The organism is Thermococcus sp. JdF3, assembly GCF_012027495.1.
In the GTDB taxonomy this organism is placed as follows: domain Archaea; phylum Methanobacteriota_B; class Thermococci; order Thermococcales; family Thermococcaceae; genus Thermococcus.
The window spans coordinates 1-19,674 of record NZ_SNUK01000006.1 but is presented as its reverse complement, the minus strand read 5'-3'; the positions used below and the strand labels follow the sequence as shown (position 1 = coordinate 19,674).

Annotated in this window: 16 protein-coding genes, 1 tRNA gene and 2 rRNA genes; 7 read left to right on the top strand and 12 right to left on the bottom strand. The window is 58.8% G+C overall.

Annotated features, from left to right (window positions below; translation table 11 throughout):
• The first annotated feature begins 84 nt into the window (after nucleotides 1-84).
• Nucleotides 85-1,281, top strand: a complete 1,197-nt coding sequence (locus tag E3E42_RS09735) for a proteasome-activating nucleotidase (protein WP_058939597.1) — start codon at nucleotides 85-87, stop codon at nucleotides 1,279-1,281.
• On the opposite strand, the gene E3E42_RS09730 is transcribed toward E3E42_RS09735, so the two are convergent.
• Nucleotides 1,268-2,401 (bottom strand): MFS transporter, encoded by a 1,134-nt coding sequence (locus E3E42_RS09730; protein WP_167904407.1) that lies wholly within the window; start codon nucleotides 2,399-2,401, stop codon nucleotides 1,268-1,270. The genes E3E42_RS09735 and E3E42_RS09730 overlap by 14 nt on opposite strands.
• 98 nt (nucleotides 2,402-2,499) lie before the next feature.
• Here E3E42_RS09730 and E3E42_RS09725 point away from each other — a divergent pair, with 98 nt between their 5' ends.
• Both E3E42_RS09725 and E3E42_RS09720 read left to right on the top strand, forming a co-directional pair.
• Nucleotides 2,500-3,426: a serine/threonine-protein kinase RIO2 gene (locus E3E42_RS09725; RefSeq protein WP_167904406.1), complete on the top strand. Its 927-nt coding sequence runs from the start codon at nucleotides 2,500-2,502 to the stop codon at nucleotides 3,424-3,426.
• A gap of 2 nt (nucleotides 3,427-3,428) precedes the next feature.
• Nucleotides 3,429-3,920 carry a hypothetical protein gene (locus tag E3E42_RS09720; RefSeq protein ID WP_167904556.1) on the top strand — a complete coding sequence of 164 codons (492 nt, stop codon included), beginning with the start codon at nucleotides 3,429-3,431 and terminating at the stop codon, nucleotides 3,918-3,920.
• Here E3E42_RS09720 and E3E42_RS09715 read toward each other — a convergent pair.
• The 4 genes from E3E42_RS09715 to E3E42_RS09700 all read right to left on the bottom strand — a co-directional run bounded on the left by E3E42_RS09715 (nucleotide 3,910) and on the right by E3E42_RS09700 (nucleotide 7,934).
• Nucleotides 3,910-4,857 carry a radical SAM protein gene (locus E3E42_RS09715; protein WP_167904405.1) on the bottom strand — a complete coding sequence of 316 codons (948 nt, stop codon included), beginning with the start codon at nucleotides 4,855-4,857 and terminating at the stop codon, nucleotides 3,910-3,912. The genes E3E42_RS09720 and E3E42_RS09715 overlap by 11 nt on opposite strands.
• Entirely contained in the window at nucleotides 4,854-6,029 is a 1,176-nt protein-coding gene (locus E3E42_RS09710; protein WP_167904555.1) for an MFS transporter, read from the bottom strand. Before E3E42_RS09710 ends, E3E42_RS09715 begins: the two co-directional genes overlap by 4 nt.
• A 3-nt stretch (nucleotides 6,030-6,032) precedes the next feature.
• Entirely contained in the window at nucleotides 6,033-6,953 is a 921-nt protein-coding gene (locus tag E3E42_RS09705) for an isoaspartyl peptidase/L-asparaginase family protein (RefSeq protein WP_167904554.1), read from the bottom strand.
• Nucleotides 6,954-7,019: 66 nt separating this feature from the next.
• Nucleotides 7,020-7,934, bottom strand: a complete 915-nt coding sequence (locus E3E42_RS09700; RefSeq protein ID WP_058939604.1) for a phosphate uptake regulator PhoU — start codon at nucleotides 7,932-7,934, stop codon at nucleotides 7,020-7,022.
• 88 nt (nucleotides 7,935-8,022) lie between these two features.
• Between E3E42_RS09700 and E3E42_RS09695 the strand changes: the two genes are divergently transcribed.
• On the top strand, nucleotides 8,023-9,189 hold the full coding sequence (locus E3E42_RS09695; protein WP_167904404.1) for an MFS transporter: 1,167 nt from the start codon (nucleotides 8,023-8,025) through the stop codon (nucleotides 9,187-9,189).
• A gap of 9 nt (nucleotides 9,190-9,198) precedes the next feature.
• Here E3E42_RS09695 and E3E42_RS09690 read toward each other — a convergent pair whose 3' ends face one another.
• Nucleotides 9,199-9,783: an indolepyruvate oxidoreductase subunit beta gene (locus E3E42_RS09690; RefSeq protein WP_167904553.1), complete on the bottom strand. Its 585-nt coding sequence runs from the start codon at nucleotides 9,781-9,783 to the stop codon at nucleotides 9,199-9,201.
• Between the two features lie 123 nt (nucleotides 9,784-9,906).
• On the opposite strand from E3E42_RS09690, the gene E3E42_RS09685 reads away from it, so the two are divergent.
• Entirely contained in the window at nucleotides 9,907-10,593 is a 687-nt protein-coding gene (locus E3E42_RS09685) for a class I SAM-dependent methyltransferase (RefSeq protein ID WP_167904403.1), read from the top strand.
• Nucleotides 10,594-10,595: 2 nt separating this feature from the next.
• On the opposite strand, the gene lysS is transcribed toward E3E42_RS09685, so the two are convergent.
• Nucleotides 10,596-12,176: a lysine--tRNA ligase gene (gene lysS, locus E3E42_RS09680; RefSeq protein ID WP_167904552.1), complete on the bottom strand. Its 1,581-nt coding sequence runs from the start codon at nucleotides 12,174-12,176 to the stop codon at nucleotides 10,596-10,598.
• A gap of 131 nt (nucleotides 12,177-12,307) precedes the next feature.
• On the opposite strand from lysS, the gene E3E42_RS09675 reads away from it, so the two are divergent.
• Complete coding sequence (locus E3E42_RS09675) at nucleotides 12,308-13,192, top strand: PhoI (protein ID WP_167904402.1); 885 nt, start codon at nucleotides 12,308-12,310, stop codon at nucleotides 13,190-13,192.
• Nucleotides 13,193-13,224: 32 nt separating this feature from the next.
• On the top strand, nucleotides 13,225-13,836 hold the full coding sequence (locus E3E42_RS09670; RefSeq protein ID WP_167904551.1) for a hypothetical protein: 612 nt from the start codon (nucleotides 13,225-13,227) through the stop codon (nucleotides 13,834-13,836).
• On the opposite strand, the gene E3E42_RS09665 is transcribed toward E3E42_RS09670, so the two are convergent.
• The 5 genes from E3E42_RS09665 to E3E42_RS09645 all read right to left on the bottom strand — a co-directional run.
• The gene (locus E3E42_RS09665) at nucleotides 13,830-14,396 is read right to left on the bottom strand and encodes a DUF366 family protein (protein WP_167904401.1); all 567 of its coding nucleotides are present in this window, start codon (nucleotides 14,394-14,396) and stop codon (nucleotides 13,830-13,832) included. The two genes, E3E42_RS09670 and E3E42_RS09665, sit on opposite strands and share 7 nt — an antisense overlap.
• Before the next feature lie 4 nt (nucleotides 14,397-14,400).
• Nucleotides 14,401-14,877, bottom strand: a complete 477-nt coding sequence (locus tag E3E42_RS09660) for a magnesium-dependent phosphatase-1 (RefSeq protein ID WP_167904400.1) — start codon at nucleotides 14,875-14,877, stop codon at nucleotides 14,401-14,403.
• 165 nt (nucleotides 14,878-15,042) lie between these two features.
• Nucleotides 15,043-18,071: ribosomal RNA gene (locus E3E42_RS09655) — 23S ribosomal RNA — on the bottom strand.
• A 120-nt stretch (nucleotides 18,072-18,191) separates the two neighbouring features.
• A tRNA-Ala gene (locus E3E42_RS09650) sits at nucleotides 18,192-18,268 on the bottom strand.
• A 53-nt stretch (nucleotides 18,269-18,321) separates the two neighbouring features.
• Nucleotides 18,322-19,674: ribosomal RNA gene (locus tag E3E42_RS09645) — 16S ribosomal RNA — on the bottom strand; the annotation flags it as partial.

The window sequence follows — 19,674 nt, the reverse complement described above, 5'->3', positions numbered from 1 at the left end:
TAAATCGCCCCGCCAACCCTCTTGGGAAGGATAGAGTTAAAAAGACCCTTCTACAGAAACCCTAATTGTGAGAGGTGAAAGGTTATGAGCGTTGAAAACGTCGATATCAAACCAACGGACGAGTACGATGATTACGTCATATATCTGAAGAGACGCATAAGGCAGCTTGAGCTCCAGGTGAGAACACTGGAAGCCGACAAGGAGAGACTGGAGAGAGAGCTTTCCCGCCTGAGAATGGAGATGTCCAGGCTCAGACAGCCGCCGGCCTTCGCTGGGACGCTTCTTGAACTGCTCGACGAGGACAGGGCAATAGTCCAGAACTTCAACGGACCGCGCTTTGTCGTCAGGATAGCGCCATGGATCGAGCGCGAGAACCTCAAGCCAGGTTCGAGGGTGGCCCTCGACCAGAGGACAATGGCCGTAGTGGAGCTTCTTCCCAGCGAGAAAGACCCAAGCGTCCTCGGATTTGAGGTCATCGAGAGACCAACTGTCAGTTACAAGGACATAGGCGGCCTCGAGAAACAGCTGCAGGAACTCAGGGAGGCGATAGAGCTTCCGCTCAGGCACCCGGAGCTCTTCGAGAAGGTCGGAATCGAGCCGCCGAAGGGGGTTCTCCTCTACGGTCCGCCCGGCTGTGGAAAGACCCTCATGGCCAAGGCCCTGGCCCACGAGGCCAACGCGACCTTCATCCGCGTCGTTGGCAGCGAACTCGTGAGGAAGTTCATAGGAGAGGGCGCCAGACTCGTCCACGAGCTGTTTGAACTCGCCAAGGAGAAAGCCCCGACCATAATTTTCATAGACGAGATAGACGCAATAGGAGCGAAGAGGATGGACGAAACCACGGGTGGCGAGAGGGAGGTCAACAGAACCCTCATGCAGCTCCTGGCGGAGATGGACGGCTTCGACCCAAGGGGCAACGTCAAGATAATCGCCGCCACCAACAGGCCGGACATCCTCGATCCAGCTCTGCTGAGGCCCGGCAGGTTCGACAGACTCATAGAGGTCCCGCTCCCAGACTTCCGCGGCAGGCTGGAGATAATCAAAGTACACACGAGGAAGATGAACCTCAGGGACGTCGACCTGCGCGTCATAGCGGAGATGACGGAGGGAGCCAGCGGTGCGGACCTCAAGGCCATAGCGACCGAGGCAGGAATGTTCGCCATAAGGGCGAGGCGCGAGTACGTCACCCAGGAGGACTTCATGAAGGCCATAGAGAAGGTCTTCGGCGCCGAACAGAGGCTGGCCCAGCAGATAGCGATGCACGAAGTCATGTACGGCTGAGCCGTCCCTCTTTTCTTCCTTCCATACTCTCCTCCAGTTTTATGACCGCCCACGCCAGCATGTACATGGTGGGTATCGACAGGAAAGCCTTCTCGTAGCCGAAGTGATCTATCAGGAGACCGACGAGATAGGGCCCCACCGTGGCCCCAAAGAAGCCCACCATGTTGACGAAGCCCATGACAGAACCAAGGTTCTCCCCGGTGGCCTTTTCAGAGGTGTAGGCGGTGACTATGGCGCCGACAGAGTAGAACGTGATGCCCAGCGGGACGATAACCCACGGGGATGCAGTCACGGCCAGGAGGAGCGTGAGGAGGGCGTTGAGGCCGAAAACCACAGCCACGCTGCGCCTCCCAATCCTGTCGTACAGTCCGCCCCCAACGAGTGAGCCAGCGATTCCAATAACCGAGAGAAGGGAGAACAGCAGGGACGCGGTTTCAAGGGGGACCCCCGCGTTCACCAGGAAGGACACAAGGAACGTGAGGAGACCAAAGAAGGCGGCGAGGACTATGAAGTTTGCCGCGCTGAGGAGGAAAACGTTCCGCGGGATTGAGAACGTAACCCGGGAGGGCCTGGACACCTCACCCCTAACGGCGAGGGCCAGTGCGATTCCGATCGCCGTGCTCAGCGCGGAGAGCACCAGGAAGGCGTAGCGCCACTCGAGGTTCACAGCTACGGGGACGACTATCAGAGGCGCTATCCCGCTGCCGACGGGCGGGCCGACCATGAAGACGCCCAGCGCGGAGCCCTTCCTCTCGCGATAGACCTCGCTTATCAGGGCAGTTGCGGGGGCGTAGTACAGACCGGAGAAGATTCCATAAACGGCCCGGATAGCGAGGAGGTCCCAATAGCCGCGGGCAAAGATAATGAGGGCCGAAGAGAGCGAGTAGCCGATTATGCTGAGGGTGAGAAGACGTTTTCTGCCGATTCTGTCGCCGAAGTAGCCCGCAGGAACCTGGACAAGGGCATAGGGCAGGAGAAGGGCGGTCATCAGGAGCCCGGCCTCGGCGTTGTTTATTCCCAGCTCGGCCTTTATCATGGGGATGAGGGGAGGGATCGCCATTCTGTGGGCATAGTTGAATATCCAGCCGAGGCTCACGAGGGCAAGGAGCTTCCTCCTCATGGTCTTCGATAGACGGCTGAACGTTTAAAAGTCTGTTGGACAGGAACCGTCAACTACCTTTATAAATTCCGGCCAGAAACCGACTTTAGGGAAGGAAGATGGTGAGCAAGCTACTGGCACTAGAGGCCTACCCTAACCTGCGGGACCTCGACTTCAGGATACTCAGAGGGGTAGAGCTGAACATGCGGCACCACCGCTGGGTGCCCCTGGAGGACATCGCACGCTTCACGAGAACGGACATCGAGACCGCCTCGTTCAGGCTCGGGAAGCTCGACGATTGGGGGCTCGTGGCCAGGAGGAGCGACATCGGTTACATAGGATACCAGCTCACGATACACGGCTACGATGTCCTCGCCATACGGGCGCTCGCGAAGAAGGGCGTTATCGAGGCGATAAACCCCGCCCATGTGGGCGTGGGAAAGGACGCTGACGTTTACATCGGAATGACTCCCTCGGGCGAAAGGGTCGCCGTCAAGTTCAACCGCATCGGTGGAAGAACCGCATCGCGGAGGGCTGGCTACCACGGCCACGTCTTCCAGGATAAGCGCCACACGAGCTGGCTCTACGTCTCGAGGCTCATCGCGAAGAAGGAGTACGAGGCGCTAACTCTTCTGAGCCCGATAGCCCGGGTGCCGAGGCCGGTAGCATGGAACAGGCACGTGGTCGTCATGGAGTTCATAGAAGGAACCGAGCTGGCGGAGCTTCGCGACACGGACCTGACGCGGGAAGAGGCGGCGGGGATACTCGACCGCGTTCTGGAGGAGTACCTCAAGATAGTCCGCTTCGGCATCGTTCATTCGGACATGAGCGAGTTCAACGTGGTTCTGACCCACGGCGAGGGTGAGATACTCATAATCGACTGGGCCCAGCACATAACGACCGCCCACCCGGAGAGCTATGAACTTCTGAAGAGGGATCTGCGGGTGGTGCTGAACGCATTCCGGAGACGGTGGCGTGTGGAGAAGAGGTTTGAGGATGTCTGGCCGGAATTTGAGAAGGCCTGGCTCGAGAGCAGGGGTGAGTGATGATGGTTATAAAATACGAACCTCTGAACAGGCGTGAGAAGATCATGAGGCTCTTCCGGGAGGCCCTAGAGGCGGAGAACGCCAGAGACCTCGAAACCGCCAAGCGGAAGCTGGACGAGATAATGGAGCTGGCGAGGGACGAGGAGCCGGAGTTCTACTTCGAGGCCTGCTTCAGACTCGCGGAGATTTTCCTCCAGGAGGACAACTACAGGGGAGCCGTGAAGTGCGCCATACGCGGGGTACACCGCGCGCCCAACGAAGACCTCTATCGGCTCGGGATAAAGAGGCTCGGGGACGTTCTGTTCATAATGAAGGAGGAGAACCGGCTCGGGGAGGTCTCCGAGGACATGGACGTTACGCTGGGCCTGGTGAAGAACGACGAGGAGCTTTACCGCTTCGTTCAAACGCTCGTGAAGATAGCGAGGGGAGAAAAGGTCGAGGAGCGGTTCTCGCTGGAGGAGTTCAACGAGATAATCGGGCTCCTCAGAGGATAGAGTCAAGAACACGCCCCACGTAGTCCCCCACCGGCCTCTCTGGGAAGTTGTATGGCTCTTTCTTTGGTCTTTCGTTGTAGTACGGCCTGTTGCAGCCGGGGCAGCCGTGGGTGGTGAAAACTTCCGGGGGAATAAGCCCGGCAAGCTCCTCTCTGTCGATTCCAAAGCCGATTAGGGAGCCGTCCCCATCGAACTCGAAATCGCCGGGCGTGGCAAGCCTCTCCTTTATGAGGTAATGGGCCACCTGGATTCTCCTGTACCTCGCGAGGCTCGGAGGCTTCGCGTTCTCAAGGCGGGTTCCCCTTATGGGCGTGAAGGCGAAGAGGGAAACCCAGGCGCCCATCGAGTACGACCTCCAGATGGTCTCGACGGCTTCCCTGTCGGTCTCTCCGAGCCCGATTATGAGGTGCACGAGGGCCTTTCCATCGCCGAAGACGTCGATGACGTCTTTCGTGAAACGCCACATCTCGTCCCAGGAGTAGAGGGAGTCCTTGATCTCCGGGTAGAGCCTCTCGCTGGCCACGTCGAGGCCAACGCCGATGTAGTCGACCCCCTTTGATCTGAACTCCTCAAGGACCCCCCTATTCACGGGGGTTATCGAGACCGAGACCGGAAGGCCCAGCGGCTGGAAAAGGTCGAGGAGTTCGATGACGTCGGAGACCAGTTCGGGATAGTCAACCGTCTGGAGGCATATCCTCGCAAAACCGCCCCCTGGAAGGCTTTTAATAACTTCCTCCACACTGAATGCCGGCCAGGTTATGCGGGACAGTCTTTTGAGATCCGCCCCGCTTCCCCTCGCCTGGGGACAGAAGGCGCAGTTGTTACGACAGCGGCCGTCGTGGTACGTCATAAGGTACGCGGTGGTTGGTCTGGCCAGCATCTTGGCCCTTACGAGTCCCATCGCTATGGCAGTTCCGTAGGAGACCCTGACTTTCATCCTTTCCTACCCCCAAGTATGAGGGGTGCGTGGACTATTATAAGTGATGCGGCCGCTATGAAGGGGAGGAGCGAGAAGACTCCTGCGTAGCCTCTGATGCCGGCGACGTAGCCGAGGGTTACCTGACCCCCAAGCATTCCGAGGTCGAAGAACATCGTGTAAACGCTCGAACCCATCGTCCTGATCCTCTGAGGGAGGTTTCCAAGGGCCATGAGCTGCATCGCGGGAACGGAGAGGCCGAAGCCCGCGCCGATGACGAGTGCGCTGACGTAGGAGTAGGGCGGGAGCCTGTAAAGGATCAGCACGATGTAGCCGAGGATAACGAGGAGCATGCCGGCACGTATGACGGGAATCGGGCCCATCCTGTCGGCACTTCTGCCACCCACGAGTCTCATTATGAAGCTCGATATCCCGATGACCATCATGTAGAAGCCGAACAGGCTCTGGGGCATATCCAGAACCTTGTAGAGCGCGGGAAGGTAAGTTATGACGCCGGCGTAGGAGAAGGAGAAGAAGAACAGCGCCAGCGACGCGGCAATGAAATAGCTCCTGAGGAGCTCTGAGTAGCTGACATCCTCGTGCCTCTCCTCTCTCCTGGCAACGGCCCTTCTGCCATCGAGCCAGACCGGGACTACGAGGGCGAGGCCAACGAGGGAAAATATCACGGTGAAGGAGAAGGCTCCCACAAAGCCGAGGACATCGGAAAGGTAGCCGCCGAGGGCCGGGCCGATTATGTTGCCGAGGGAGAACATCATACCTCGCCAGCCCAGCGTCTCGCCGACGCGCCCCTCCGGTGCAAGGTCAACGGCGGTTGAAAGGCTCGAGGGGAAGAATATCCCCATGGAGAAGCCGTGGATCGCCCTGGCGAAGGTGAATATCCACAGATTTCCGAGGAGTGCCGAGGTTATGTAGAGGAGCCCGGCCAGCATTCCGAGGACGTTGCCGGCCATCATAGCCTGGAACCTATATCCCCTGTCGCCGATGAGACCGCCGATGGGCTTTGAGAACAGCGAGACGACGGAGGCAACCCCCGCGACAAGGCCGACCAGGAAGGGGGTGGCGTTGAGGGTTATCGCGAAGGGCGATATTATTGGGTTGACTACGCTTATTCCCAGGAAGAAAAAGAAGGTCGAGAAGTTGAGGAGCCAGATGTCCCGGAGCGCTCTGTCGATGGCTCAAACCCCCGCTGTGGGTTCGTCCATTCCCTCTTTCATGAAGGCGTGGCTCATGTGTTTCGTATTTTTCGCGAAGCCGACGTTGCCCCTGGCGTCAACCATTATTATGCCCATGGTGTCGGCGCCGAAGTACTTTGTGGCGAGACTTATCGCGGCCTCGCTGGCGGACTGAGCGTCCATTCCGAGGCGGACGAAGTCGGTGGCGCTTTTTGCCAGGGCGAGTTTTATCGCCACTTCGCCGAGACCGGTGCAGGAAGCCCCTGCAACCTCGTTGGCGTAGGTTCCGCCGCCGATTATCGGGGTGTCGCCAACCCTGCCGAACATCTTGAGGAATACCCCACCGGTGGACGTTCCTGCCACTACCTCCTCGCCGTCGAAGGCAACAGCCCCAACGGTACTCCTCAGCACCTCAGGGTACTCCTTGATGAGCTCATTGAGCTTCTTCCAGTGCCTCGTTTCTCCGCTTTCAACGAGCTTCTTCCTCAGCTCCTCCCACTGCTTCAGCCTCTCGTCGGTCACCGGGTCGTACTCCTCGAAGCCCATGAGCCTGGCGAACTTTACCGCTCCCTCGCCGTTGAGGAGCACGTGGTCGGTCTTCTCCATCACCTTCCTCGCGACGCTTATGGGGTTCCTGACCCCCCAGATTCCGGCAACGGCGCCGGCTTCGAAGGTTCTTCCGCGCATTATGGCGGCGTCCATCTCGACCTTCCCGTCGAGGGTAAGAACGCTCCCCGTGCCTGCGTTGAAGAGCGGGTTGTCCTCGAGGGCTTTGACGGCCTCCTCGACCGCATCTAAAGCAGAACCCCTCTTGAGTTCACGCCAGCCGGCCAGAACAGCCTCTCTAACGCCTTCGATGACCTTTGGAATGCGCTCCTCCTTCCTTATCGTGCCGGCACCGCCGTGAACTATTATCGCGACCATGAGAACCACCGTAATAAAAAGTCCTCGAATGGTTAAAAGAGTTGTGGAAACGAAAAGACAGGAACCTCAGCTCAGCGCCATGTTGATTATCGTCTCGCCGATGTTCTCAAGGTACTCGAGAATCCTGCGGTAGCTCTCAAGGGCTATTGACTGGCGGTAGTCGATGGAGCGTATCTCCCCCTTGAGCTCAAGCATCAGCCTGTCGATCTTCGTGAGGTCGCGCTCCTCAATCTGGGCCATCATCTGGCCGAACTTCTCCTTGAGATACGGAACGTTTACTTCGCCCGGGTTCTCGGCAATGCGCGTTATGTGGTCTCCGATGCGCTCGATGTTCCTGACTATGAAGAGTATGCCAAGCAGGTCAAAGGTCCTCCTGATTATGCCGCTCTCCTCGGTGACGCCGCGCTTGGTGAGGATCCTGTTGACCGCGCGGATTATGAGGAAGTAGAACCTGTCCAGCTCGTTCTCGAGGTCGTTGATATCCCTGAGTATCTCCTCCTCACCGGGGTTTTGAATGAGAAGCTCAAGGTCACCGAGCATGGACATTATGAGCGAGCGAATCCTGTTGAGGAGCTCGGCCAGGTTGACCTCCTCCTCGTCGAGGAGACTCTTGGCGACCATGCGCTGGGGTTCGTCGAGTATTATCTCGACCCCCGGAAGGCTCTGGAGAACCTTGCGCATCCTCACCTTGTAGAGGGGCATCTCGCCGGAGAGCACAATCTCAAGAACGTCGTAGCCCTGGATGTAGGCCGAGATAACGAGCCTGACCGCCATGTCGGGGGAATATTCGCGAGATATCGTAAGGACCTTCCTCTCACTTATCTCCTTCGGCTCCTTGGGGAATATCGTTATGCTCCCGTCAGGGTTTATTGAGAGCGGAACGACGTCTCCTTGGCTGAGGCCGTGTTCCCTGACCCACTTCTTGGGGAGGGATATTATGTATGAACTCCTGCCGGTAAATTGGATTTTCCTGAACTCCATAGATATCACCGCCGATATATAGACGAGCGGCGGCGTATAAAAGGCTTCGGTTCGACAGACTTATAAACGCTAAGATTAACGTTAGCACATGTTCCAGGACTACAGCAGGGACGCGAAGATACTCATAGCGGCCAACGCGGCGGGCCAGCTCTTCCTCCAGTTCTCAATATTCATCATGCCATTCTATCTGGCAGTTTTAGGCTACGATATGGCGGCGATGGGAACGTTCTTCTCGATACAGACGTTCACGGGGGGACTGTTCTTCCTTATAGCCGGCCAGGTCTCACTGAGGCTTGGTTACCGAAGAACCCTCCTCATCTCCGCCCTCCTCGGACTGGCCGGGAGGCTCCTCCAGGTGGCAGCGGTAAACGACTACGTCCTCGCCCTCGGCTTCTTCCTGGTCGGTGCGAACATGGGGCTGAGACAGCCGAATTTCACGGCACTACTCAGCGAGGAGGTTGGTGAGGAGAGGCGCCATCATGCATTCTCGATAAGCTTTGGCCTCGGGACGATATTCAACGCCCTGGGAGTCCTCATAGCGGGCTTTGCCCCGGACTTTTTCGTGGGGCTCGGGCTGACTGAGGGAATAGCCTACAGACTGGTCATCTCGCTGGCGCTCCTCCAGTTCGCCCTCGTGATCCCGGCGCTGTTGATGATACGGGACGTTCCCGTGAGGAACCCGAGGATAAACTGGAACCGTGAGCTGGTCGTCAAGATACTCAGGTTCTCCCTTCCGAGCGCGCTGATAGGCTTCGGGGCAGGGATAACGATACCCTACATGAGCCTCTACTTCAAGCTCCAGTTCGGGCAGACGCTCGCGGCCATAAGCGGGATATTCTTTTTCCAGCAGCTGGCGATGGGCCTCGGTTCCTTCGGCCTTCCAAAGCTGGTTCACAGGATAGGGCCGGTCAAGGTGATAACGTCCTTCCAGAGCATGGCGGCCTTTCTCTTCGCGATATTCCCCTCGATAGAGACCTTCCTGTTAGCGGCACTGCTCTATGTCGTCCGCTCCATCCTCATGAACATAGTGTGGCCCATAAACGACTCCTTCATGATGGGCTTCTTCTCGACCGAGGAGAAGGCAACGGCCGCCGGAATAAGAAGGGCATTCTCGACCTTCATGCGCGGCGGGGGAAACTACGTCGGTGGTCTGCTATTCGGCATGTCTCTGAGCTATCCGTTCTACGCGACTGCTCTGCTGTACGTCATAGCGACGGCGATATTCTACGCATTCTTTATAAAGCACAACAAGTGAAAAGAAAAGTCAGCCCTTTGCGAGCTCGATTCCCCGCTCAAGGGCCCTGAAGTTGATCTCCCAGAGCTTCTCCCTGAGGGTGAGCCTTACCCCCTCGTAGAGGGACTCCTTCTTGAGGGGTACGAGGCCCTTCCCGTAGGCGTATCCGAGCATCAGGACGCCGAGCGTTCTGGGGTTTATCCTATCGGCCTCGCACTGGAAGTCCATCATGTACACGGGGCAGATTTTGCCGATGGCTTCCTTTATCTCCTCCAGCTCCGGATACTTCTCCTTCCCGACGAGGGTCGTTGCCGTGTGGATCGGATAGGCGTTTATCACGGCCGTGCTGTTTTTACCCAAAAACCGGGCGTTTCTCAAAGCCTCGGCAGGTTCAAGGGCGAGCATGAGGTTTGCCTTACCCTCCTCAATGAGGGGTGAGTATACCTCCTCGCCAAAGCGGAGGTAGCTGAGAACGCTTCCATAGCGCTGGCTCATTCCAAGGGTTTCACCTATCCTGACGTTGTAGCCCTCATGCATGGCGGCGTTCCCAACGATTCTTGAAAGCGTCAATCCACCCTGGCCGCCGACTCCGGTGATTATGAGGTTAAACTCCATCGGCACCACCGAGATGCATTGGAGGGAGCGGATAAAAACCTGTTGTCGAGAAAATTCGGAAAAAGTAGAAAACCACACAAACTTTTGCGGCAAATATTTAAAGACACACGAGTAAGTAAAAACATGGGCTTCGAAAAGTACTACGAGGCGTTTCCGGCATACACGGACGTATACTCGGAGGAGTATCGAAAGCGTATTGAAGCACTGGAGCCGCTCCTGATGAAGCACATGCCGGCGGGGGGAAGGGTTCTCGACCTGGCCTGTGGGACCGGGGGGTTCTCCTTTCTCCTTGAAGACCTGGGATTCAACGTCGTTGCCCTCGACAACAGCGACGTCATGCTCTCCAAGGCAAGGGAATTCGCAAAGGACAGAGGGTCAAAGGTCGAGTTCGTGAAGGGAGACGCCAGAAAACTGCCCTTCGAGGAGAACAGCTTCGACTACGTTGTTTTCATAGACAGCCTCGTTCATTTCGAACCGATGGATCTAAATTCAACCTTCAAAGAGGTCGCAAGGGTTCTCAAACCGAGTGGGAGGTTCATCCTTCAGTTCACCGACCTGAGGGCCCTTTTACCGGTTCTCATGAACGGACAGATCGTAGGCACGGAGTACTGGATAAGCAGGGTTTTACCAGACACCGACGAAAAGACCGTGGTTCTGGAGTTCCAGAGCGAAAAAGAGCATTTCCGCGTCAGGTTCAACGTCTGGGGAAAGACCGCGGTGGAACTGCTGGCAAAGCTATACTTCAGGCAACTCCACAGTGAAAGGATGAACGAGCACAGCTACTTCCAGGTTTACGCGCCGAAAAAATGAGATTAAGCCTCCAGGCGGAGGCGCCTTATCACAAAGTCCCTGTCGAGGGAAGCCAGGAAGCTCGCGAGCCTTGGACCGCGATCCTTGCCGATGAAGACGTTGTAGAGTGCCTTGAACCACTCCTTGCTCGGAATTTCACGCTTCTTGGCGGCGTCGTAGATGGCGTTGTTGAGTTCGTCAACGGTAAAGCTCTCACGGGAGCTGAGCCACTCCGCGACCTCGAGCATGGCCTCCCTGATTTCAGGCCTAAGCTCGATCTCCGGGGGCTCTTCCAGGATGCTGAACTTCACGTTGTCGGGGGCGTACTTCTCAACCCAGTTCCCAGCCAAGCGTATGCGGAGCCTTATGCGCTCAACGTCATCTTCGCTGAGCTCCTCCGGAACGTGACCCTGCTCCTGGAGAACGCGGATTATGCCCTCCTCGTCGAGGTGAGGCATCTGGACGAGCGTGACCAGGAACCTGAATGGCGCCTGCGCGGTCAGCCTGTCGGGAACCTTTGGCATCGAAAGCTCGTAGGTTCTCTTGAGCTCCTCTTCCTCCTCAGGGTTCTTGGCCCGCTCAAGGCCGAAGTAGATGCGCTCCACCCTGTCGAACTCGTCGTAGAGGTTGAGCAGGCCCAGGCCGAGGTCTATCTTGAGCTCCTTGTTCGGCCTCGCCTTGGCGTATATGAAGCGGATTATTCCCGGCTCGAGCACCTCGTAGAGGTCGCTGAGGAGTATAACGTTGCCCTTGCTGCCGGACATCTTGCCCTTCTGCCCCTTGATTCCGACGAACTCGTACATCAGGTCTATGGGTGACGGCCAGCCGAATATCTTCTCAACTATCTCCCTGCCGGTGTCGTACGATCCGCCCGCGGCGAGGTGGTCCTTTCCGGCCGGCTCGAAGTCCACCTTGAAGTGCGCCCAGCGCATCGGCCAGTCGACTCTCCACCTGAGCTTGACGTTGCCCTCCCTTATGTCGGTCTCGCCCTCGCCACCGCAGTGGGGGCACTTGTAGGAGACCTTCCACCCGCCGTCCCACGAAACGAACTCCGCCTCCTTCCTGCACTTCGGGCAGTAAACCATAACCGGCTGCCAGCTCTCTTCGAGGGGCGGCTGCTTGGCCCTCTCGCGGTATTTGTCGAGTATGGCCTTTATCTCTTCGCGCTTGGCCAGGGCGGTCCTTATCTCCTCGGCGTACTCACCGGACTTGTACAGCTCGTAGGCGTGGAGGAAGTCCACCTCTATGCCGAGCTTCGACACTTCCTCTTCGAATATGGCCATGAAGTGCTCCGCGTAGCTGTCGTGGCAGCCCCACGGGTCCGGAACCTCGCGAACCGGCCTCGTGAGGTGCTCCTTCCACTCGGGCGGCACGTTCTTTGGAACCTTCCTGAAGCGGTCGTAGTCGTCCCACATGTGGATGTGGCGAACCTTCTTCCCCCTGTCCCTGAGGGCGTGGCCGACTATGTACGCCGTGAAGAACTCCCTGAAGTTCCCTATGTGAACGTAACCGCTCGGAGTTATTCCGCTCTCCACAACGTATTCATCCCTGTCGCCGCGCTCCCGGATAATCTTTTCAGCCATGTAGTCTGCCCAATGAACCATTCTCACCACCGCGCTTAGGTCTGCGGAGGGGCTTTTAAGCTTAAGCTTGGCATGAGGGACAACTCCGAGGGAGAAAATTTTATAAATTCCGCTGGTAAAACTACGTACAAAAGTAACATGGAGGCATCCCCATGGAGTTAGAGCTGAGGAGAATGCAGGCGTTTTTCCCGGCGTCGCTGGAGATTCAGGAGGAGCTGCTTAAGGCGGGTTTCAGAGTGCCATACGATAGGGAGAGCGGGAGGAGAACTCCAGTTCCCGTCGTGGCGGGCTCGCGGGAGGAGAGGCATATCAGGAGGAGCCGCCTGCTGAAGGCCAAGGACTTTGAAAGCGACGGCAAATTTGCAATGCTGCCCGGCGAAAGAACGTCCCTCGATATGGAGCTCACGGAAAGGGGCTTTCTGGTATTCAGGCCAAAACCGATCGAGTACCACCTCGAGGAGATGGGCTTCGTCTCCGTCCCCCCCAGGATCTGGGGAACGTGGGCGAGCTTTTCGCTTCCCTTTTCGGCGTACGATGAACTGGTGGATTTTCTGGGCGATTTCAGGAACGATACCGGAAACGGATTTTATACGGCCTCCCGGGGCTCAGGCGGAAGGATAGAGGTTTACGCCTACAAGGGGAGGAAGGGAAAAGACCTCGGAATTCCTGTTTTTGGCTACGCCCTCGGGCTCCACGGCCTGACGCTTGCGGAAGAGTACTTCAGGGAGAAGGCCAAAGAGAACGGAGTTCCCGAGGAGAGGCTCCGCTACCTCAGGCTCGGCCTGAGAAAGAGGAGGGAAACCAAAGCGGGCCTCAAGGTTGGCCTGGTCTGGGAGAACGGGAGGCCGGCCGAGATAACGCTCAAGCTCTCGACGACGGAGCCAAGGGTTAGGATCCAGGGGCTCTACGGTGAGCTGGTCGGCAAGTCTAGGGGAGAGCTCGCAAGGACGGATGAGTGGTACATCGTCGTCCACGCGGGCGATTTCATCACCGCACTGGAGACCGTTGGGAAGGCCTTCGGGGGCAACCCATATTAACCCCAACCCCCTCTCATTTTTTGGTGGAACGAATGCTCCCAAGCTGGGCCATCTATGCGGCCATCGCCGCGGTGTTCATACTCCTCGCGATAGGCATTACAAAGAAGCTCGGCCCCGAGTGGACGTGGGTGAACAGGAAGATAATCCATTTCAGCATCGTCCCGGCGGTTCTGATGTTCTACTACGGCCTGATTCCAGATAAGGTCTTCAGCGCGGCGGCGTTCATCTTCGGGGTCTTTCAGCTCTGGCCGCACCTCAAAAAGAGGGAGTTCTCGTGGTACCAGATAGAGCACAACTACGGTGAGGTGTTCTTCGCGTTTTCGGCTTCGGTGATACCCCTGATTCTGCCGAAGGAGTACGCAACGGCCCTTTTGCTTGCCATGGCGATAAGCGACGGCGTGACCGGGATAATCAGGCACTTCTACTTCAAGCGGCACGGTTTCAACGTCAAGCTGAGAAAGCACTGGACTGGAAGCCTTGGCTACCTGGCGACGGCGCTGGCGATAGCGTTCCTTCTCCTTGATGCTGGTGCGATGGGAAAAATAGGGTGGGCAGTCATCCTGACCCTGGCCGAGTACCAGGGCTGGCTCGACGATAACCTGGCGGTTCCTCTGGTGGGGAGTCTTCTCTTTCTCCTCTACTGAGCCCACCTGACCTTCAGGCTGTCCTTCTTCACCTTGTTGAACTCCTCCACGAGGGCCTTTCCGGTATTCTCCATGAAGCCCTCTACTTCCGTTATGCCGAGCTCCTTCAGGCCGATGGCATCAACACCCTCAGGAATTCCCTTCGCCTCAACGTTTATCCCGATGTGGATCTTGACGCTGACCGGGGAGACCGTTGCTATGGAGATGCTGAGCTTTCTGCCGTTCACGTATATGTCGTCGCCCTTCCTGTGGGTTTTCACACCATATTCAGCCAAAACCTCGCAGAGCCGGGCTATGAAGAGCTTCTGGAGCGTTGAGGCAAAGAGAGTGTTGACAAGGTCGAAGACCTCAACTATGTAGTGAACCATATCGTCGCTCTTGATTTCCTTGCTCGCGCGGAGATCCTCGATGTCAATCATCTCCTCAACCTTGACGTCGCACTTTCCACGGAAGACGATGAGAGAGTTCCCGAGTATCCCAAAGTTCCTGTAGGCCCAGTGGCTTCCTATAGCAGAACCGTCATAGTCGATGCGTCTATCCTTCACGATGAGCAGCTCCATGGTATCACCCCATCCTTTCAAGGAGTTTCCTCAGCTCCTCAAAACTTTTGGCATCTTTCCACATATGGATGAACTGAATAGACGGGACTATGGTTTTAACGTCTTCGATGTGGATATCCCTGTCGTCCACGTAGATGACTCCCCCAACATCGTATCCCGAAAGCTCCAGCTCCCGGAGCGTTCTCGTTATCATATCTGCCTTGTCCGGGTGGTTCTCTATCTTTGGAAACCTGAAGTAGTCCCAAAGGCCAAAGCCTTCGAGGATTGGCCTAACCTTCTCTTCAACGTTCCAGCTCGCTATGCTCAGAACGAACCTCTCACTCGACCATTCGAGGAACTCCCTGACCCCTGGAAAGAGATGGAGTTCCTCGCCTGTAGAATCAACCAGATAATCGCCGTGGAACTCGTAGAGTGGGCTGAGTCGGGAGGCGTCGGGGTGATCCCAGAGTGTGCCATCGAGATCAAGTATCAGCACTCTCATTTCATCACCAAGAAAAGCTCCGCTGGTGGGTTTTAACGGTTGTGGAAAAGCATCATGACTGGAAGTTCAATATTGAGATGTAATCACCCGGACAGAAACGAGATTTAAGGGCTTGAGGACCGCGCACAGGCCGATTGACCTATCAAATGCCCAGCCCCCCTTTCAGAGGCAGAAACCTCGGGCTGTTGGGAGCGGCAGACTGAACGGGTCGGTTTCCCTTCCCGCTTACATCCCCGCCCCATCAAACGGGTCTTCTTCCCGAGCCCTCGTCCCAGGCAAAGGACCGGTCGCCCGACCCCCTGCGCCTGGGAGTGGGTGCCTATTTTCGGGGACCGCTTCGGCCTTAGATGCTTTCAGGCCTTATCGGACGCGGCGTAGCTGCCCGGCTGTGCCCTGTAGGACAACCGGTAGACCAGAGGCCGCGGCTCCCTGTTCCTCTCGTACTGGGGGAGCCTTCCCCTCAGGCACCCAGCACCTCCGGTAGATAGCATCCGACCTGTCTCACGACGGTCTAAACCCAGCTCACGTTCCCCTTTAATGGGTGAACACCCCCACCCTTGGCCCCTGCTGCAGGACCAGGATGGGAAGAGCCGACAGCGAGGTAGCAAGCCTCGGGGTCGATATGGGCTCTCGCCCGAGACGACTCTGTTATCCCCAGGGTAGCTTTTCTGTCATCCCTGGCCCCCACCGGGGAGGCTCAGGGGTTCGCTAGGCCACGCTTTCGCGGCTGGACCCGCCTCTGTTACGGGTCCAGTCAGGCCGGCTTTTGCCCTTGCACTCTACGGCGGATTCCTGACCCGCCTGAGCCGACCTTAGGGCACCCTCGATACCTTTTCGAGGGTGTGCCGCCCCAGCCAAACTGCCCACCTACCGCTGTCCCCCCATTGGGGGTTAGCCATACGGCAGAGGGTGGGCGGTGTCTCATGGACGGCTCCACCCGCCCCGGAGGACGGGCTTCGACGCCTCCCGCCTACGCTGCGCACCCCCCGCCGTATGGCAACGGCAGGCTGCAGTAAAGCTCCATGGGGTCTTCGCTTCCCACCGGAGGTCCCAGGCATATGCGCCTGGCAGTGGTTTCGCCGGGCCCCAGCCGGGGACAGTGAGGACCTCGTTACGCCATTCATGCAGGTCGGCATTTAACCGACAAGGAATTTCGCTACCTTAAGAGGGTTATAGTTACCCCCGCCGTTTACCGGTGCTTCACCCGGTTGGACCCGGGCTTCACATACCGGCACTGGGCAGGCGTCGGCCCCAGTACAAACCCTTTCGGGCTAGCTGGGACCTGTGTTTTTACTAAACAGTCGGGTCCTCCTAGTCACTGCGACCTGCGGGTTGCGCACCCGCAGGCACCCCTTATCCCGAAGTTACGGGGCCAATTTGCCGAGTTCCCTCGGCTGGGTTTCCCCCGACACGCCTTAGGCTTCTCACCCAGGGGCACCGGTGTCGGTTCTCGGTACGGTCGCGGTGGATCGTTCCCAGAGGGCTTTTCACGGGCCCCAGGGATCGGCGGAACCCCCCTTACGGGAGGCCATTCGCGCTTTCATCCGGTTCTCGCCATTACGGCACTCCCCGGACTTATACGCTTAGCCGGCCTTGTGGACCGGTCCGCCTACCCCGAGGCGTCACCCTCTGGGCTTGCGTTGCCGCGCCTACCACCGCGGTACGGGAATATAAACCCGTTTCCCTTTCGCGGGCGCCGAGTTACGGACCCGCTTAGGACCGACTAACCCACGGCTGACGAACATTGCCGTGGAACCCTGGCCCCTTCGGCGGCCGGGATTCTCACCCGGCTATGCTGCTACTCCCGGCAGGATCCACAATACCGACGGGTCCACTGGACCTTACGGCCCAGCTTCCACCCCACCGGCACGCCCGCCTACCCGATCACGGACCAATCGGTCCGTGCGCCGGGGTCTCGGCAGCCGGCTTTAGCCCCGTCCATTTTCGGGGCCCCTGACCTCGACGGGTGAGCTGTTACGCACTCTTTAAAGGATGGCTGCTTCTAAGCCTACCTCCCCGCTGTCTAAGGCCAGGGACACCCTTTGGAGTAACACTTAGCCGGCATTTAGGGGCCTTAACCCCGGTCTGGGTTGTTCCCCTCTCGGTTGACGGCTTACACCGCCACCCTACTCCGGCCATCTACGGCGGCAGTGGGTTCGGAGTTTGACAGGGAGCCGGGGGATTTCTCCCCCTAAACCCCCAATCAGTGCTCTACCCCACCACCTACCTCCGGCCGGGCTATCCTGAGGGATAATTCGGCGGGAACCAGCTATCGCCGGCCTCGATTGGCCTTTCACCCCTAGCCCGAGGTCACGGGAGCGAATTGCACGTCAGCATCCCTAGCGGGCCTCCATCCCTCTGTTGAGGGACTTCACCCTGCCCCGGGCTAGATCGACCGGCTTCGGGTCTCATCCGAGCGACTCCGGGCGCTTTCACACCCCGTCCCTCACCCTTACGGGCTGCGGACCTGTCGGTTTCCCTGCGGCTTCGGGGTTGACCCCCTTAACCTCGCCGCTCGGATGAACTCCCTGCCCCGTGATCCAAGACGGACGGTGCAACCCTGGTCGCCTCCCCTCGTACTCCACGGTCGCCCGTGTTTCCTTCGGGGAGGGTCAGCCCTTCTGGGCCGCACCCACCTATCGCCGCCTGGTTTCAGGCTCTTTTCACCCCCTGCCAGGGGTGCTTTTCAGCTTTCCCTCACGGTACTAGTTCGCTATCGGTCTCGGGACGTATTTAGGGTTGGGAGCCGATGCCTCCCAGCTTCCCGCCGGATATCCGACCGACGGTACTCAGGGACACCCCAAGACCCACCGGGCTTGCGCCTACGGGGCTTTCACCCTCTACGGCGCCGCGTTCCAGCGGACTTCGGCTTCACCCGGGAGGGTCTTTCGGGGGCCCTACTACACCACATCCCCTCCGGGTTTCCCCGAAGGGTTCAGTTTGCCCTGTGCCGCTTTCGGTCGCCCCTACTAACGGCATCGCTTTTGCTTTCTTTTCCTGCGGGTACTAAGATGTTTCAATTCCCCGCGTTCCCCCTCCCGACTGGGAGTGCAGCAAGAGCCGCGGGAGGTCCCATTCGGGCATCCCCGGTTCGACGGCTGCCTGCGCCTCGCCGGGGCTTATCGCAGCTTGCCACGCCCTTCGTCGGCGCCCCGAGCCGAGCCATCCACCAGACGGCTTAAGTTTTCTGCCCCCTACTCAGGGGGCTGGGCATTTTTTGGGTCAATCGGCCTGTGCACGGTCCTCATCGTGATCCCTGTTCGGGATCTCGGACCCTTCCACCCCGAGCCGGGCTCGGGATGTGCATCTCTTCGTGGTGGACCGGCCGGGATTCGAACCCGGGGCCTTCGGCTTGCAAAGCCGACGCTCTCCCAGGCTGAGCTACCGGCCCACGGAAGGCAGGCCCAACACCTCTTAAACCCCCCGGACGGATTTTCCGGCGATAGGAGGTGATCGAGCCGTAGGTTCCCCTACGGCTACCTTGTTACGACTTCTCCCCCCTCACGGAGCCCAGACTCGACCCGGCCTCCCCGAAGGGAGACCAGGCCTCATCCAGACCCCGCTCGGGTGGAGTGACGGGCGGTGTGTGCAAGGAGCAGGGACGTATTCGCCGCGCGATGATGACACGCGGGTACTAGGGATTCCAGCTTCACGCGGGCGAGTTGCAGCCCGCGATCCGAACTGGGAGCGGGTTTAGGGGATTACCTTCCCCTTTCGGGGTCGGATCCCATTGTCCCGCTCATTGTAGCGCGCGTGTAGCCCGGGGGTTTCGGGGCATACTGACCTACCGTCGCCCGCTCCTTCCTCCGGCTTATCGCCGGCGGTCCCCCCAGAGTGCCTCCTCCCCAGCGGGGAGGACTGGCAACTGGGGGCGCGGGTCTCGCTCGTTACCACACTTAAGTGGACGCCTCACGGTACGAGCTGACGGCGGCCATGCACCTCCTCTCGGCGTGTCCGGCAAGACCTTCAGCCTGGCCTTCATCCTGCCGTCGCCCCCGGTGAGGTTCCCGGCGTTGAATCCAATTAAACCGCACGCTCCACCCCTTGTAGTGCTCCCCCGCCAATTCCTTTAAGTTTCAGCCTTGCGGCCGTACTCCCCAGGCGGCGGGCTTAACGGCTTCCCTTCGGCACCGGGCGAGCACGAAGCTCGCCCGACACCTAGCCCGCATCCTTTACAGCCAGGACTACCCGGGTATCTAATCCGGTTCGCTCCCCTGGCCTTCGTCCCTCACCGTCGGACCCGTTCCAGCGGAGCGCCTTCGCCACTGGCGGTCCTCCTGGGATTATAGGATTTCACCCCTACCCCAGGAGTACCCTCCGCCTCTCCCGGTCCCAAGGCCCGCAGTATCCCCAGCAAGCCCCACGGTTGAGCCGTGGGATTTCGCCAGGGACTTACGGGCCCGGCTACGGACGCTTTAGGCCCAATAATAGCGGCCACCACTCGGGCCGCCGGTATTACCGCGGCGGCTGCCACCGGCCTTGCCCAGCCCTTATTCCCGGAGCTCTTTACACTCCGGAAAAGCCGTGGCGATGCCACGGCACTGGGGGTCCCCCCGTCGCGGTTGCCCGCATTGCGGAGGTTTCGCGCCTGCTGCGCCCCGTAGGGCCTGGACCCGTGTCTCAGTGTCCATCTCCGGGCTCCCACTCTCATGGCCCGTACCGATCTTCGGCTTGGTGGGCCGTTACCCCACCAACTACCTAATCGGCCGCCGGCCCATCCTCGGGCGGGCAGAGCCCCTTTCGGCCTGAGGACCTTCCAGTACCTCAGGCCTATGGGGGATTAGCCCCAGTTTCCCA

Excerpts from the sequence above, each read along its gene's own strand:
- E3E42_RS09660 (WP_167904400.1), bottom strand. The coding sequence starts at position 14,877 with ATGAGAGTGCTGATACTTGATCTCGATGGCACACTCTGGGATCACCCC.
- E3E42_RS09700 (WP_058939604.1), bottom strand. The coding sequence starts at position 7,934 with ATGGAGTTCAGGAAAATCCAATTTACCGGCAGGAGTTCATACATAATA.
- E3E42_RS09695 (WP_167904404.1), top strand. The coding sequence starts at position 8,023 with ATGTTCCAGGACTACAGCAGGGACGCGAAGATACTCATAGCGGCCAAC.
- E3E42_RS09715 (WP_167904405.1), bottom strand. The coding sequence starts at position 4,857 with ATGAAAGTCAGGGTCTCCTACGGAACTGCCATAGCGATGGGACTCGTA.
- E3E42_RS09665 (WP_167904401.1), bottom strand. The coding sequence starts at position 14,396 with ATGGAGCTGCTCATCGTGAAGGATAGACGCATCGACTATGACGGTTCT.
- E3E42_RS09675 (WP_167904402.1), top strand. The coding sequence starts at position 12,308 with ATGGAGTTAGAGCTGAGGAGAATGCAGGCGTTTTTCCCGGCGTCGCTG.
- E3E42_RS09690 (WP_167904553.1), bottom strand. The coding sequence starts at position 9,783 with ATGGAGTTTAACCTCATAATCACCGGAGTCGGCGGCCAGGGTGGATTG.
- E3E42_RS09705 (WP_167904554.1), bottom strand. The coding sequence starts at position 6,953 with ATGGTCGCGATAATAGTTCACGGCGGTGCCGGCACGATAAGGAAGGAG.
- E3E42_RS09735 (WP_058939597.1), top strand. The coding sequence starts at position 85 with ATGAGCGTTGAAAACGTCGATATCAAACCAACGGACGAGTACGATGAT.
- E3E42_RS09730 (WP_167904407.1), bottom strand. The coding sequence starts at position 2,401 with ATGAGGAGGAAGCTCCTTGCCCTCGTGAGCCTCGGCTGGATATTCAAC.
- E3E42_RS09725 (WP_167904406.1), top strand. The coding sequence starts at position 2,500 with ATGGTGAGCAAGCTACTGGCACTAGAGGCCTACCCTAACCTGCGGGAC.
- E3E42_RS09685 (WP_167904403.1), top strand. The coding sequence starts at position 9,907 with ATGGGCTTCGAAAAGTACTACGAGGCGTTTCCGGCATACACGGACGTA.
- E3E42_RS09670 (WP_167904551.1), top strand. The coding sequence starts at position 13,225 with ATGCTCCCAAGCTGGGCCATCTATGCGGCCATCGCCGCGGTGTTCATA.
- lysS (WP_167904552.1), bottom strand. The coding sequence starts at position 12,176 with ATGGTTCATTGGGCAGACTACATGGCTGAAAAGATTATCCGGGAGCGC.
- E3E42_RS09720 (WP_167904556.1), top strand. The coding sequence starts at position 3,429 with ATGGTTATAAAATACGAACCTCTGAACAGGCGTGAGAAGATCATGAGG.